Consider the following 14,748-nt stretch of genomic DNA (forward strand, 5'->3'; position numbering starts at 1 on the left):
TGCCGTCCAATCAAGGCTGGGATCGAGGTTCGGACGCGGCGGCGGTCAGAACTCGGAGGTCAGGGACAGGTCGATCTCGTCGTCGCTCATCGAGGCGATCTGGTCGATGAGCTGTCGTTCCACTTCGATGGCGAGCAGTTCGACGGTCGGGTGGTCGAACAGGTCGCGTACCTGGATGGGGCAGTCGAACGCGGTGCGCAGGCGGGACGCGGCCGCCACGGCGCGCAGCGAATGGCCGCCGAGGGAGAAGAAGTCCTCCCGGATCCCGATCTCGGGCAGGCCCAGGACCTCGGCCCAGATCTGGGCCGTCACCACCTCGGTCGGGGTGCGCGGTGCCACGGAAGCGGCCGGAGCGGGCAGCTGCGGATCGGGCAGGGCGGCGGTGTCCACCTTGCCCTGCACGGTCCGGGGCAGGGCGTCGAGCAGGACGAAGGCGGCGGGCACCATGTAGCCGGGCAGCAGGGTCCGGCACCAGGCGGCCAGCGCCTCGGCGTCCGGGCCCCCGTCCTGGCCGGCCGCGTAGCCGACGAGGGCGCGCTCGCCCCGCAGTTCGCGGACCAGGACGGTCGCCGCGTGCACGTCCGGGTGCTGTTCGAGGACGGCCGCGATCTCGGCCGGCTCGATGCGGAAGCCGCGGATCTTGACCTGGTCGTCGGTGCGGCCGAGGAACTCCAGCTCCCCGCAGGGCAGCCGGCGGACCAGGTCGCCGGTGCGGTAGAGCCGGCCGCCGGCAGCGCCGTACGGGTCCGGTACGAACTTCTGCGCGGTGAGGACGGGCTGCCCGAGGTAGCCGCGGGCCAGCTCCGGCCCGCCGATCAGCAGTTCGCCCGGCACGCCCACCGGGACGAGCTGGTCGAGGGCGTCCACGACGTACGCCCGGCGGGAGCCCAGCGGCCGTCCGATCGCCACCCGGCCCTCGACGGGCGCGGTGACGGTGTGGGCGGTGGCCGAGATGACCGATTCGGTCGGGCCGTACGTGTTGACGACGGGCACGTCGGGCAGGTGGGCGAACCAGAGGGCCAGCGGGGCCGAGGGCAGCGCCTCGCCGCCGGTGACCAGCAGCCGCAGGCCCTTGAGGTCCCCGGCGACCGTGTCGAGGCGGGCGACGATCTCCTCCCAGTAGGCGGGGGTGGCCTCCATGACCGTGATGTCCCGGGTGCGGACGGCCTCGGCGAGCTCCTCCACCGACCACACCTCGTCCGGGCGGACCATCACCGAGGCCCCCGCGCCGAGCGCGGGCAGCACCTGCTCCAGCGAGGCGTCGAAGGAGAAGGAGGCGAAGGCGAGGACGCGGTCTTCGGCCGTGATGCCGAACAGCTCGCGGGCCGCGGCGGCGTGCGCGCCCAGCGCGTGGTGCTCGACGCCGACGGCCTTGGGGCGGCCGGTGGAGCCCGAGGTGAAGATGACGTACGCGAGGTCCCCGGGATCGGGGGTGTGGCGCGGCGCGTCCGCGTCGGGCACGACGGTGTCGACGGAGAGGGTCCGCGGCCCGAGCCCGGCGGTCAGCGCGTGGGTCGAGGCATCGCCCAGGACGCTGTGCACGCCCGCCTCGGCGCACATGAACCGCAGCCGGTCCTCGGGCAGCCGGGGATCCAGCGGTACGTAGACCCCGCCGGCCCGCCAGATCGCGGCCATCGCGGCGACCGAGCGGATGCCGCGCCGCAGGCACACGCCGACCGGCGTGCCCCGCCGCACTCCGGCGGCCGCCAGTGCCCGGGCCAGCCCGCCGGTGAGGCCGTCCAGTTCGCCGTACGTCAGGCTCTCGTCCCCGCAGAGCAGGGCGACGGCGTCCGGAGCACCCGAAACGGTGAACGGCGCCGCCACCGGGGCGGCCTCTGCCGCGCCCGCCGTCCGGGCCAGCTCCGCGCGCTCGGCGGCCGACAGCAGCTCCAGCCTCCCGACGGCCTGCTCCGGATCGGCCACCACCGACTCCAGCACCCGGCCCACGTGCCCGGCGAACCGGGTGACCGTCGCGGCGTCGAAGAGATCGCTCGCGTACTCCACGTTCAGCGCGAAACGGTCCGGATAGAGCAGGAAGGTGGCGGTCAGGTCGAACTTGGCCGAACCCCACGGCAGAACGAAGTGCTCCACGTCGAGGCCCTCGACCCGCGGCCCGCCCGCCGCGCTCTCCTGCACGTCGAACATCACCTGGAACAGCGGGTTGCGGGACGGGTCCCGCTCCGGGCGGAGCTGCTCCACCAGCCGCTCGAACGGCACCTCGTGGTGATCGAAGGCCCCGAGCACCGACTCCCGCACCCGGCCCAGGAACTCCGTGAACGAGGGCTCGCCGGACAGGTCCCCGCGCAGCACCACCGTGTTCACCAGCAGCCCCACCAGCCGCTCCAGCTCCATCTGCCCGCGGCCCGCGACGGGGGTGCCCACCGCCACGTCCTGCTGCCCCGACCAGCGGCCCAGCACGATCTGCACCACGGCCAGCAGGACCGTGAACCGGGTCACCCCGTGCCGCCGCGCCAGTTCGCCGAGCGCGGCCTCCAGCTCCTTCGGCAGGTCGATCTCGACCGCGCCGCCCCGGCCCGACCAGCCCGCCGGGCGAGGCCGGTCCGTCGGCAGCTCCAGTACGGGCACGCCGGCCAGGGCCCGCTCCCAGTACGCCAGCTGCCGCTCCAGCACCTCGCCGGCCATCCGGTCGCGCTGCCAGACCGCGAAGTCCCCGTACTGGATGGGGACGGGCGGCAGTTCGGCCGGACGCCCGGCCACGCGGGCGGCGTACGACTCGGCCAGCTCGCCGATGATCACGTCCTTGGACCAGCCGTCGGTCGCCGCGTGGTGGAAGGCGATGACGGCCACGTGGTCCTCGGGGTCCAGCTCCCACACCCCGGCCCGCAGCAGCGGCGGCCCGGCCAGGTCGAAGCGCCGGGTCGCGTACGGGACGGCCACCGCGCGCAGCCGCTCCAGCCGTACCGCCTCGTCGTCGCCTGCCGGGGCCGACTGCCACACCAGCGGTACGCGGACCCCGGCGACCACCCGCTGCGCGGGCCGGCCGTCCACCTCGACCAGGGCGGTGCGCAGCGCCTCGTGCCGGGCCACCACCTCGTTGAGGGCGCCCTGCCAGGCGTCGCGGTCGAGCCCGCCGCGCATCCGCCAGGAGAACCAGAGCACGTACTCGTCGCCGACGTCGGACATGCGGTCCAGGAACCACATCCGCTCCTGCGCGAAGGACAGCGGCAGCGGTCCCGACCGGTCCACCGGGACGACGGTGGCGGCGCCCGCCTGCCGGGCCGCGGCCACCAGCGGGCCGAACTCGCGGATGCGGGGGTTCTCGAACAGGGTGCGCAGCTCGACCTCGCGGCCGAGGCGCTCGGCGATCCGGGACACGGCCATGGTGGCGAGCAGGGAGTGGCCGCCCAGGTCGAAGAACCCGTCGTCGATGCCGACGCGGTCGACGCCCAGCACCTCGGACCAGATGTCGGCGACGACCTGCTCGGTGGCGTCGCGCGGCCCGATGAACTCGGGGCCGCCCGCGGCGGTCCGGTCCCGCTCCGCCCGCTCCCCGTCCGGGCGGGCGGCGGGCAGGGCGGCCCGGTCGAGCTTGCCCGAGGCGTTCACGGGCAGCGCGTCGAGCACCACGAAGTCGGCGGGCACGGCGTAGTGCGGCAGCCGCCCCGCACAGAAGGAGCGCAGCACGGCGGGCTCCACCGGGCCGTCGGGGCCGGCCACCACGTAGCCGGTCAGGCTCTTGCCGCCCTGGGCGTCCGCGCCGACCGCCACCGCGGCGGCCACGACTCCGGGGCACTCGCCCAAAACCGCCTCCACCTCGCCGAGTTCGATGCGGAAGCCGCGGATCTTGACCTGGTCGTCGGTGCGGCCGAGGAACTCCAGCTCCCCGGAAGGCAGCCGGCGGACCAGGTCGCCGGTGCGGTAGAGCCGCCCGCCCTCCCCGCCGTACGGGTCCGGTACGAACTTCTGCGCGGTGAGGGCCGGCTGGCCGAGGTAGCCGCGGGCCAGCTCCGGCCCGCCGATCAGCAGCTCGCCGGGCTCGCCGACCGGCACGAGGTCGTCCTGCGCGTCCACCACGTACACCCGGCGGGAGCCCAGCGGCCGCCCGATCGGCACCCGGCCGGGGTCCCCGGCCCCGCCGATCTCGTGCGTGGTGGCGGTCACGGTGGTCTCGGTCGGGCCGTACGCGTTGAGCACCCGTACGTGCGGGGCCCGTGCCCGCCAGGCGGCCAGCGCCGCGGCCGGGACGGACTCCCCGCCGAGGATCAGCAGGCGCAGCGGCGCGAGGGAGGCGGCGGTGCGGTCGGTGAGCGAGAAGGCCAGCTCGGCCCAGTACGTGGGCGGCAGGTTCAGCACGGTGATCCCGTACCGCTCGACCACCAGGGGGATCTGCGCGGGCAGCCACTGCTCGTCGGGCCGGACCACGAGGGTGGCCCCGCAGCCGAGCGCGGTCAGCAGCTGGTCCAGCGAGGCGTCGAAGGAGAAGGAGGAGAAGGCGAGCACCCGGTCCCGGGCGGTGATCCCGAACTCCTCGCGGGCGGCGGCGACATGCGCGTCGATCGCGCCGTGCTCGATGCCGACGGCCTTCGGGCGGCCGGTGGAGCCCGAGGTGAAGATGACGTACGCGAGGTCCCGCGGGTCGGGGGTGTGGTGCGGGGCGCCCGGCTCGGGCTCCGCGTCCTCCACCCGCAGCACCCGCGGGCCCAGCGCGCCGGCCAGCTCCGCGGTGGCGGCATCGGTGAGGACGCAGGCCAGAGCGGCCTCCTCGGCCATGAACCGCAGCCGCTCCTCGGGGAGCGCCGGATCCAGCGGCACGTAGACCCCGCCGGCCCGCCAGATCGCGGTCATCGAGGCCACGGACCCGATGCCGCGCTTCATGCACACGCCGACCGGGGTGCCCGGGCCGACGCCGGCCGCGCGCAGGGCGGTGGCCAGACCGCCGCCGAGGGCGTCCAGCTCTCGGTAGCGCAGGATCTTCTCCCCGCACACCAGGGCCACCGCGTTCGGCTCGCCCGCCACGCCGAACGGCGCCGGGGCGGGTGCGGGGCGCTCCGAGGCCGCCATCTCGACGAGGCGGGCCCGCTCCTTGCCCGGCAGGGGCTCCAGGCGGCCCGCGAGCTCGGCCACCGGGGTCTGCGGCGCGGCCGTCACCGCGCGCAGCAGTTCCAGGTACCCCTCGGTGAAGCGGACCATCGTGCTCTGGTCGAACAGGGTGGTCGAGTACTGGAGCCGCGCCGCGATGTCCCCGTTGGCGCGCAGGCTCAGGTCGAGGAACACGTCCAGCGGGGTGCCGGTCAGCGGGGTCCGCACCAGACCGACGTCCAGATCGTCCAGGCGGGCCGCCGACGGGACGGTGTTGAGGAGGGTGAAGGAGGCCTGGGCGAGCGGGTGGCGGGACAGATCGCGCTCGGTGACCACCTGGCCGACCACCCGGTCGAACGGCGCCTCGGAGTGCGAGAAGTCCCGCAGGGCCCCCGACCGCACCCGGCCCAGCAGCTCGGCGAAGCTCGGACCGCCGGACAGGTCGGTGCGCAGCACGATCGTGTTCACGAACGGGCCGATGAGGGAGGCCACTTCGGCCCGCCCGCGGTCGGCCAGGGTGGTGCACACGGCGATGTCGGAGCGGCCGGAGTACCGGCCCAGCAGGGCCTGGTACACGGCGAGCAGCAGCATGTAGCGGGTCGCACGCTGCTCGCGGGCCACCCGGTCCACCTCGGCGACCAGCTCGGCCGGCAGCTCGAAGCGGACCACGTCGCCCGAGCCGTCCCAGAACGCCGGCCGCGGCCGGTCGGCGGGCAGCGCGAGCGGGGAGACCCCGGCCAGCCGCTCCCGCCAGTACCCGAGCAGCCGCTCCATCCGCGGTCCGCTCAGCCGCTCGGCCTCGGTCCGGGCGACGTCGGTGTACTGCAGCGGCGGCGCATCCACCGCCTCGCCCCGGTAGCCGGCGTCCAGTTCGCGCAGCAGCACGTCCCAGGACCAGCCGTCCACCGCGATGTGGTGGACCACCAGGAGCAGCACGTGCTCGTCGGACCCGATGCGGGCGAGCGTGGCCCGCAGCGGGTGCTCCTTCGCGAGATCCAGCGGACGTGCCAGCTCACGGTCGAACAGCTCCTCGGTGCTGCCCGCCTCCGTCCGCGCCAGCCGGGTGCGGCCCGCCGGGTCCACCACGGGTACGGGCTCCCCGTCGACGGCCGTGAACCGCGTGCGCAGCACCTCGTGCCGGTCCACGATGCCGGCCAGCGAGCGCTCCAGCGCCGGGACGTCGAGGGCGCCGCGGATGCGCAGGGCCAGCGGGAGCAGGGACTCGGCGGAGCCTCCGGTGAGCTGGTCGAGGAACCACAGCCTCCGCTGCGCGAACGACACTCCGTCACCGTCACGTACGACGTCGCCGGCTTCGCTGCCGTGCCTCGCCGGTCCGCCGTGCGCTGCGACAACCTTCACTGTGGGCCTCCAAGCGGTGTTTTCCCCAACACTGCTGTCCGCGGAGATCCGTCAGTAGGGAAGAAGACGCAGCCGCGTACGCAGCCGCCGGGGGGTAGAACGCGCAACGGCGGCCCCGCACGGCCTGTCGTTCCGCCGTGCGCGCCGCCGGTACGCGTCGCTCCGTATGTGACTGTGCCGCTTCGTACGCCGCTGTGGTCAGCCCTCGTCCACCGCCACGAACCGCAGCTCGGAGGTGTACGCCTCGCCCTGGTCGTCGGTCAGCCAGGCCTGTTCGGGGCTCGGCAGCATCTCGGTGAACACGGCCCGGCCCTCCGGCTCCTTGCGGGCCATCCTGCGGACCGCCTTGGCGAGGATGTTGACGTACACCGGGCTGTCGAAGTCCACGTAGAACGGCCGGGTCTCGGTCGGCAGCACGACGAACACGAACCGCGGCAGCTCACGCCGCTCCCGCCACTGCCGGGCCCGTACGAACCGGCGCGCCTCGTCCTTCTCCTCGGCGAAGTCCATGTCCGGCGGCGGCAGCCGCCAGGTCTCCCGGGCCACCACCAGCCGGTCCACGGTGACCCGGGGGGAGTGGTCCGCCCCGTCCGGCAGGATCTGGAACAGGTCCATCGCCAGGGTGGTCAGCACGTGCGAGAACACGTCCACCGCGGGGAACTCGGACCCGTCGGGCAGCACCACCGCCAGCTCGCCGTCCGCGCGCTCGGTCACCGCCACATCGGCGCTGAGCACCGTACGGGGGCGGCCCGGATCGGCCGTGAAGTCGACGAGGGCGACGTAGTGGTCCTCGGGGCGGACCAGGACCTGCCGGGTCCGCGCGGAGAGCCGGGAGCGGTGCTCCTTGGGCAGCAGCGGCAGCAGTCGCGGACCGGGATGGTCCCGGCCGGTCAGGGCGAGCAGCTCTCCGGCGTCCGGGTGCTGGTGGACGAACAGCGAGGAGCCCAGGGTGTTGGCGGCGACGTGCAGTTCGCCGAGGACGAGCTCGAAGTCGCCGCGGGCCACGGCCTGTTCCCCGGACGCGGCGATCATGATGTCGGGGCTGAGGTACCGGGCGGCGGTCCAGCCCCCGCCCGGGCCGCCGAACTGCTCGGCGACGGGCCCCGCGACGGCCTCCAGCGGCAGCCTGACCCGGCGGGTGCCCGGCGGCGGCGACAGGATGGCGTCCCAGCGCCTGCGGAACTCCGCCTGGAGTTCGGCGGATTCCGTGCGGGCGGCGCCGTGCAGGATCGGCATGCAGGCGAACCAGAACGCGGCCAGGTCGACCGGCCCCTGCCCGGCCAGCCGGCGGTACACCTCCCGCGCCCGGGCCATCACGGCGTCGGCGAGCCGCGCGGTGAGCCAGCCGGCGCTGGTCAGCAGCGGGTCCAGCGGGGCGAGCGCCTCGTGCACGCTCCGCCCGAGGGTGGCGGTCGCCGCCCGCCGGCAGTCGGAGTACACCAGCGCCCGGCAGGGCGCCGTACCGGCAGCCTTCTCGCGTACGGCGGCCGTCTCGGTCAGCGCGACGAACTCGCCCTCCAGCTCCGTCAGCGCGGCCACCAGGGCCTCGGGCCCGTCCGCCTCGCCCACCCGGTCCCGGCCCCGCTCCAGGGCGTCCAGGGCGGCCAGGCCGGGCTCGCGCAGCCCCGCGTCCCCGACCCGGTCCAGCCAGGCCCGCAGATACCGCTCGGGGCGGGCGTCGGCGGGCACCTCCAGCTTCCACACCACCCACCGGCGGGCGACCAGGTCGGCCAGTACGGCGGACACGTCGACGCCCGGCAGCGCGGCGCGGATCTCCCGCGCCGGGCGGACGCCGTCGCAGAGCGCGAGCACCGCGCGCCCCTCCTCGCCGAGCGCCTGGCGCGGCCGTCCCGGCACCGTCACGTCCGTGCCGGACTGGCGGACGAACGGCACGCGCCGGGGCGCCACCCACTCCCGTACCGCCGGATCGCCGTCGATCCGCGCGGCGAGGGCGTCGATGGCCCAGCTGGCGAAGTACACCTGCGATCCGGCGATCAGGCCGGTGCCGGGATCGACCTGCACCCCGTCGGTGGAGAGGTCCCAGCGGCCCCACCCGACCGGGCCGAAGAACCCGATGGTGTCGTTCTTGACGCAGAACCGCTGCCAGTAGTGGGCGACGAGTTCCTCGCGCTGGCGGGGCATGCTGGTCCGGCCCGCGGCGGTCGGCGTCCAGTTCAGGAAGGGCGTGATCCCGGAGGTGAGCACCGGGCGGTTCTGCCAGGCCACCGCCTCCCGGAAGGCGGGCGTCCGGGCGATGTCCTGGAGCGTGTGCGCCACCTCCACCTGGGCGTCGGCGAACAGGGCGGCGAACTCCCCCCACCGCTCACCGGCGAGGCCGGCCGGACCCTCTTCGGGGTCGAACTTGTCGGCGGCCGAGGCCAGCCCGTCCGGGGCCAGCCGCAGCACGCCCCCGGCCGGAAAGCCCGCTCCGCGCAGGGCGTACTGGTCCCACAGCCGCCAGCGGCCGCCGGGTACGTAGGTGTCCGTCATGACCGGCCCCTCATGCCTGGACGAAGTCGGCGTGGACGACGTCGGCGAGGTCCGCCGGCGAGGGGTAGGCGAAGACCAGGGCCACCGGGATCTCCGCCCCGAGCGCCTCCTCGAGCCGTGCGGTGATCCGGAACGCGGTCAGCGAGTCGCCGCCCCACTCGTAGAAGTCGCTCTGCTCGTCGAGGTCGGCGACGCCCAGGGTCTCGCGGTAGACGGAGACGACCAGCTCGGTCAGGGCGGTGGAGCTCAGCTGCGCGGTCAGGTCGGCGGTCTCGTTCGCGGTCATGGTCATGGGTTCTCCTCCGGGAGCGGACGTGCGGGTGGCGTCCGTGGTGTGGGTGGTGCACGTGGCGTGAGTGGTGTGGGTCGTACCGGTGGTTCGGTGGTTCGGTGGTTCAGGCGGTGCAGTGGGTACGGGAAGGGGGACCGGCCGCGGCGGCCGTCATCAGCGCCGTCTTGGTGTTGCCGCCCGAGACGACGGCGACGGCCAGGCCGGTGCCGCGGCCCGCGCGGAGCGCCCCGGCCAGCGCGACCGCGCCGGAGGGCTCGGCCTCGAACCCGCGCCGGCGCAGCAGCGCGGCCGCGTCGAGGATCTGCGCGTCGGACACGGTGATCAGGTCGTCGACCCGGTCCCGGATGATCGGGTACGGCACCGCCCCCGGCTGCTGCCCGCGCAGCCCGTCGGCGACGGTGTCGCCGGGCGCCAGCCGTACGGGGTGCCCCGCGGCCAGGGACCGGGCGTAGCGGGGGGTGCCGGCGGGCTCGACGCCCACCACCCGCACCGGATGCCCGTACGCGGCGAGGCACACCCCGGCGAGCAGCCCGCCCCCGCCGGTCGGCACGTACAGGGTCTCGGCGTCGGGCGCCTCGGCGAGGACCTCCAGGCCGACCGTGCCCTGCCCGGCGACCACCAGCTCGTGGTCGGAGGAGGGTATGAGCACCGCGCCCGTCTCCTCGGCCAGCTCCCGCGCCCGGGCGTCGCGCTCGGCGACCCCGCCCGGCACCCGGACCGTACGCCCGCCGAGGGCCTTGATCACGGCGATCTTCGCGGGATGCGCCCCGCCGGCCAGCACCACGGTCACCTCGGCGCCGAGCGGGGCGGCCAGCCGGGCCAGCGCGATGCCGTGGTTCCCGGAGGAGCCGGTCACGATCCGGCGGGCGCCCAGCGCCAGGACGGCGTTGGCGGCCCCGCGCAGCTTGAACGACCCGCTGTACTGCAGGTGTTCGGCCTTCAGCAGCAGTCTCCGGCCGCCCCGGGGGAGTTCGGGTCCGGCCGGCCCCGCCAGCAGCGGGGTCCTCCGTACGTGGCCCGCGATCCGGGCGGCCGCGGCCTCCACATCGGCCCGCCCGAGCGGGAGGCCCAGGGCGGCCGGTGCGACCGGTGCGGCCGATGTGATGAATGTGGCAGATGTGATGGATGTGGCTGGAGCGGCGGACGCGGCCAGTGCCCTGGGCGTCATGGGCGCGCGCGGCCCGGGCAGCGCGAGGGACGTCCTGGGCGCGCGCGGCGCGCTCGGTGCGGTGGTCATGGCCGGCCTCCGGTCTGCGACAGGGCGCGGCGGTCGGCCTTCCCGCCGCGGGTGGTGGGCAGTTCCGCCAGCCGCGCGAACCGGCGCGGCATCAGATGCGGGGGCAGCGTCGCGCCGAGATGGGCGCGCAGTGCCGCGTCCTTCACCTCCGCCAGCTCCCCGGTGACGTGCGCGACCAGGAACACCCGCCCCTGCGCGTCGGTGTCGGAGGTGACGACCGCCCCCGTGACCCCGGGATGGGCCAGCAGCGCGCCCTCCACCTCGGCCGGGTCCACCCGGTAGCCGCGGATCTTGACCTGGCGGTCGCGGCGCCCCAGGTACTCCAGCCCGTTCGGGCCCCGGGTGGCGAGGTCGCCCGTCCGGTACATCCGCGCACCGGGGGGCCCGAGCGGATCGGGCACGAAGCACTCGGCCGTACGGGCGGGCCGCCCGCGGTAGCCCCGGGCCACCCCCACCCCGCCGATGCAGACCTCCCCGACCGAACCGTCGGGCACCGGCGACAGCCCGGGGTCCAGCAGCCGGACCACGACCCCGTCGATCGGCGTGCCCACGATGTCGGTCAGCACGTCCGGCTCGGCGGGTACGGCGTAGCGGGTCGAGGTCATCGTGCACTCGGTCGGCCCGTACTGGTTGACCAGGGCGCCCGGCACCAGGGCCCGGCCGCCGGCGGTCAGGAACGGCCGCAGCGACTCACCGCTGGACACCACCACCCGTACGCCCGCCAGGAGCCGGTCCGCGTCCGGCTGCCCGGCCAGGAAGGCCAGGAAGGACGGCGTCACGCTCAGCAGCGCGGTCACCGCGTGCTCCCGTACGGCGGCGCCGAACTCCTCGGGCCGCAGCAGCGCCGAACGCGGCACCACGACCAGCCGCCCGCCCGCCAGCAGCGGCGCGAAGGTGTCCCGCAAGGAGGCGTCGTAGCCCAGCGGGGCCACCTGGAGCGCCACCGTGTCCGGGCCGAGGCCGTAGTCGCGGGCGACGAAGCGCACGTACGAGTCCAGTCCGGCGTGTTCGACCAGGACGGCGCTGGGCTCCCCGGTGCTCCCGGAGGTGTGGCTGACGTACGCCAGGGCCCGCCCGCCGGGCGGCCCGCCCGTCCCGGGATCCCCTTCGGCCGTGCTCCCCGGGCGGTCGAGCAGTACGGGGCTCCCCGGGATCGGCAGGTCGAGCCCGCCGGCCAGGGCCGAGGAGGTCAGCAGCATGTCGGCGCCGCCGCTGCGGACCAGCGCCGCCAGCCGGGCCGGCGGCTGCTCCGGGTCGAGGCTCAGGAAGGCCGCCCCGGAGCGGATCACCGCCGCCGGCGCCACCACGGCGTCCACCCCGCGTTCCACGGCCACCGCGCACACCGTCTCGGGCCGGGCGCCCCGGGCCCGCAGCACCGCCGCCAGCGCGTCGATACGGGCGATGAGCTCCCCGTACGTCACCTCCCCGGCCGGGGTGGTCACCGCGACCCGGCCCGGGTCGAGGGCCGCGTGCGCGGCGATGTCGTCGACGAAGGTCCGCATCACGCGCCCCCGTCCGCGGCGGGCTCCGGCGCGGGCCGCGAGAGTTCGGTGACGGTCTGGTCGACGGCGACGAAGCGCAGCTCCGAGGTGAACGTGGCGCCCTCGTCGTCGGTCAGCCAGGCCTGCTCCGGCGTCGGCAGCATCTCGCTGACCTTCAGCTTGGCCCCGGGATCCTTGCGGGCCAGCCGGCGCGCGGCCTTCGCCAGGATGGTCAGATACACCGGACTGTCGAAGTCCACGTAGAACGGGCGGGGCTCGGTGGGCGAGACCACGAACACGAAGCGGGGCAGATCGTGTTCCTGCCTCCAGTGCCGGGCCCGCACGTACCGCTTGGCCTCGGACTTCTCATCGGCGAAGGTGAGTTCGGACGCCGGGAAGGCCCAGGTCTCGCGCGCCACCACCATCTTGCCGATGCTGATGCGCGGGGTGTGGTCGCCCTCCGGGCGCAGTGTGAACCGGTCCATGACGCGCTGGGTCAGGGTGTTGGCGTACACGTCGAGCAGGTCGAACGCCGCCCCGTCGGGCAGCACCGCCATCAGCAGGCCGTCCCGGTCCTCGACCCTGACGTCGGCGCACAGGACGGTGCGCGGGCGGTGCGGGTCGCCGGTGTCGTCGACCAGCGAGACGTAGTAGTCCTGCGGCCGGTCCAGCGAAGGCCTGCTGCGCGTCGACCACTTGAGCGGGAGCTCCTTGGGCAGCATCGGCAGCAGCCGGGGCCCGGGGAAGTCGAGGCTGGTCTCCGCGATCAGCTCCTCGCGGTCGGGGTGCTGATGGACGAAGAGCGAGGCGCCCATGGTGTTGAGCGCGCTGTGCATCTCGCCCAGCACCATCTCGAAGTCCCCGCGGGCGACGGCGTCCGCGCTGTCGGCGAGCAGCAGGACGTCCGGGCTGAAGTAGCGGGCCAGAGACCAGCCCGCGCCGGGCTCGTCGAACTCCTCGCGCACCCGCTCCGCGATGTCCGCCGAGGACACCCGGACCCGGCGCGCCCCCTCGGGCACGGCCAGGATCCGCGCCCATTTCGCACGCAGCTCGGCCTGGACGGCGTCGAGGTCGCGGGTCGCCTCCGGGTACGGGGAGGGCAGGCAGCCCAGCCACATCGCCCCCAGGTCCACCGGGCCGGCCGCGCGCAGCCGCTCGTACACCTCGCGGAGCCGGGGGCGGACCCGCTCGGCGAAGCGGTTCGTCATCCAGCGCGCCGCGGTCAGGCACTGCGCGAGCGGGGTCAGCTCGTCCAGCAGGGCGGTGCCCAGGGTGGCCGTCGCCGCGCGCCGGGCGTCCGAGTACACGAGCCCCCGGCAGGGAGCGGTGCGCTCGCCCTTGGAGCGCTGGGCATCGGTGGCGGTCAGCGCCGCGAAGTCCGCCTCCAGGGCGGCGATCGCCGAGGTCAGCGCCTCGGCGTCGAGCCCGGCCGCCTGCACGGCGTCCCTCCCGCGCTCCAGGACGGCCAGCTTCTCCAGGGCCGGCTCGCGCAGGGCCGGGTCGCCGATCCGCTCCAGCACGGCCCGCAGCTCCCGCTCCGGGTAGGTGCCGGTCGGCACGTCGAGGCGCCAGTGCACCCACCGCTTGGCCAGCAGCCACTGCACGGTCTCGGTCGCCTCCGCCACCGGGATCCCCAGCGCTTCGGCGATCGCGGCCACGGGACTGGTCCCGTCGCACAGGTCCAGTACGGCGCGGGCGCCCTCGCCGATCGGCTGCGGCGGCCGGCCCGGCAGGTGCACGGACAGGCCCTCGGTCCGTACGAAGGACACCCGGCGCGGCGGGATCCACGCCCGCATCGCCGGGTCGGCGTTCAGCGACTTCGCCAGGGCGTCGATGGCCCAGCTGGCGAAGTACACGCGGGAGTCGGCGAGGAACCCGCCACTGCCGGGATCGACCTGCACCCCGTCGGTGGAGAGGTCCCAGCGGCCCCACCCGACCGGGCCGAAGAACCCGATGGTGTCGTTCTTGACGCAGAACCGCTGCCAGTAGTGGGCGACGAGTTCCTCGCGCTGGCGGGGCATGCTGGTCCGGCTCGCGGCAGTCGGCGTCCAGTTCAGGAACGGGGCGATGCCGGTGCGCAGCACGGCCGGGTTCTGCCAGGCCACGGCGGCCCGGAAACGCGGTGAGGCGGCGATCTCCTGGAGCAGCTCGGCGGTGCCGACGGCGCCGGTGTCGAAGGCCCCGGTGAACGCCTCCCAGTCCGGGCCGGCGAGGGCTTCGCCGGGGCCGAACTTGTCGGCGGCCAGGGCGAGTCCGGGCGGGGCCATGCGCAGGACCCCCTCGGCCGGGAAACCCGGACCGCGGAGTGCGAAGTGCTCCCACAACCGCCACCCGCCGGTGGGCAGGTGCACGATCTCTGGGGTGTCCGACATGGCGGAGCTCCTTCCAGCCTGATGGGGTGACGTGGCCGGCGGCGCTGTACCTCTCGGTCGCCACCCTGGCTGCCCCGAACACTGCCGCCGCGCACACCGGCGCCACCAGGGAAGGAGCGGCAGCACCGACCGCCGGTCCTTCTGCGCGTTTGTCCCTATGGCGCCACGCCCCGGCGCTGCACGCTGTGACCCATCACGGAACAGCCGAACAACAAAGGGAGGGCCGGACCAATGACCGAGACCGACGAGAACGGCTACCGGGTCGTGCGCAACGACGAGGAGCAGTACTCCATCTGGCGTGCGGACCGGGAGCTCCCGGCGGGCTGGCAGGCCGAGGGCACGCAGGGCACCCGCCAGGAGTGCCTGGACCACATCGCCGAGGTGTGGACGGACATGCGCCCGCTGAGCCTGCGCCGCCGCATGGCGGCATCCTGAACGGGGCCTCGAACGCCGGTCGGCGTGGCTGAGCCGCGGGGG

The 14,748-nt window shown here is 75.0% G+C and carries 7 protein-coding genes; 1 reads left to right on the forward strand and 6 read right to left on the reverse strand.

What is annotated here, in order from left to right:
- Positions 1-45: 45 nt before the first annotated feature.
- The 6 genes from ACFXGI_RS14725 to ACFXGI_RS14750 all read right to left on the reverse strand — a co-directional run bounded on the left by ACFXGI_RS14725 (position 46) and on the right by ACFXGI_RS14750 (position 14,271).
- Positions 46-6,399: an amino acid adenylation domain-containing protein gene (locus tag ACFXGI_RS14725; RefSeq protein WP_384705928.1), complete on the reverse strand. Its 6,354-nt coding sequence runs from the start codon at positions 6,397-6,399 to the stop codon at positions 46-48.
- 198 nt (positions 6,400-6,597) lie between these two features.
- The gene (locus ACFXGI_RS14730) at positions 6,598-8,889 is read right to left on the reverse strand and encodes a lantibiotic dehydratase (RefSeq protein WP_384705929.1); all 2,292 of its coding nucleotides are present in this window, start codon (positions 8,887-8,889) and stop codon (positions 6,598-6,600) included.
- 10 nt (positions 8,890-8,899) lie between these two features.
- A complete protein-coding gene (locus ACFXGI_RS14735) occupies positions 8,900-9,181 on the reverse strand; it encodes an acyl carrier protein (protein WP_384705930.1) in 282 nt (93 codons plus the stop codon).
- A 103-nt stretch (positions 9,182-9,284) separates the two neighbouring features.
- Positions 9,285-10,418, reverse strand: coding sequence for a threonine/serine dehydratase (locus ACFXGI_RS14740; RefSeq protein WP_384705931.1), 1,134 nt, complete (start codon positions 10,416-10,418; stop codon positions 9,285-9,287).
- Positions 10,415-11,920 (reverse strand): amino acid adenylation domain-containing protein, encoded by a 1,506-nt coding sequence (locus ACFXGI_RS14745; RefSeq protein WP_384705932.1) that lies wholly within the window; start codon positions 11,918-11,920, stop codon positions 10,415-10,417. The genes ACFXGI_RS14740 and ACFXGI_RS14745 overlap by 4 nt, the downstream gene beginning before the upstream one ends.
- Positions 11,920-14,271, reverse strand: a complete 2,352-nt coding sequence (locus tag ACFXGI_RS14750; RefSeq protein WP_384705933.1) for a lantibiotic dehydratase — start codon at positions 14,269-14,271, stop codon at positions 11,920-11,922. The genes ACFXGI_RS14745 and ACFXGI_RS14750 overlap by 1 nt, the downstream gene beginning before the upstream one ends.
- A 231-nt stretch (positions 14,272-14,502) precedes the next feature.
- Here ACFXGI_RS14750 and ACFXGI_RS14755 point away from each other — a divergent pair, with 231 nt between their 5' ends.
- A complete protein-coding gene (locus ACFXGI_RS14755; protein ID WP_384705934.1) occupies positions 14,503-14,706 on the forward strand; it encodes an MbtH family protein in 204 nt (67 codons plus the stop codon).
- Positions 14,707-14,748 lie beyond the last annotated feature (42 nt).

The sequence above is a fragment of the Streptomyces sp. NPDC059355 genome (assembly GCF_042752335.1).
In the GTDB taxonomy this organism is placed as follows: domain Bacteria; phylum Actinomycetota; class Actinomycetes; order Streptomycetales; family Streptomycetaceae; genus Streptomyces.

What these genes read in the sequence shown, in the direction of transcription:
- ACFXGI_RS14730 (WP_384705929.1), bottom strand. Translation starts at nt 8,889, where the DNA reads ATGACGGACACCTACGTACCCGGCGGCCGCTGGCGGCTGTGGGACCAG.
- ACFXGI_RS14735 (WP_384705930.1), bottom strand. Translation starts at nt 9,181, where the DNA reads ATGACCATGACCGCGAACGAGACCGCCGACCTGACCGCGCAGCTGAGC.
- ACFXGI_RS14740 (WP_384705931.1), bottom strand. Translation starts at nt 10,418, where the DNA reads ATGACCACCGCACCGAGCGCGCCGCGCGCGCCCAGGACGTCCCTCGCG.
- ACFXGI_RS14745 (WP_384705932.1), bottom strand. Translation starts at nt 11,920, where the DNA reads ATGCGGACCTTCGTCGACGACATCGCCGCGCACGCGGCCCTCGACCCG.
- ACFXGI_RS14750 (WP_384705933.1), bottom strand. Translation starts at nt 14,271, where the DNA reads ATGTCGGACACCCCAGAGATCGTGCACCTGCCCACCGGCGGGTGGCGG.
- ACFXGI_RS14755 (WP_384705934.1), top strand. Translation starts at nt 14,503, where the DNA reads ATGACCGAGACCGACGAGAACGGCTACCGGGTCGTGCGCAACGACGAG.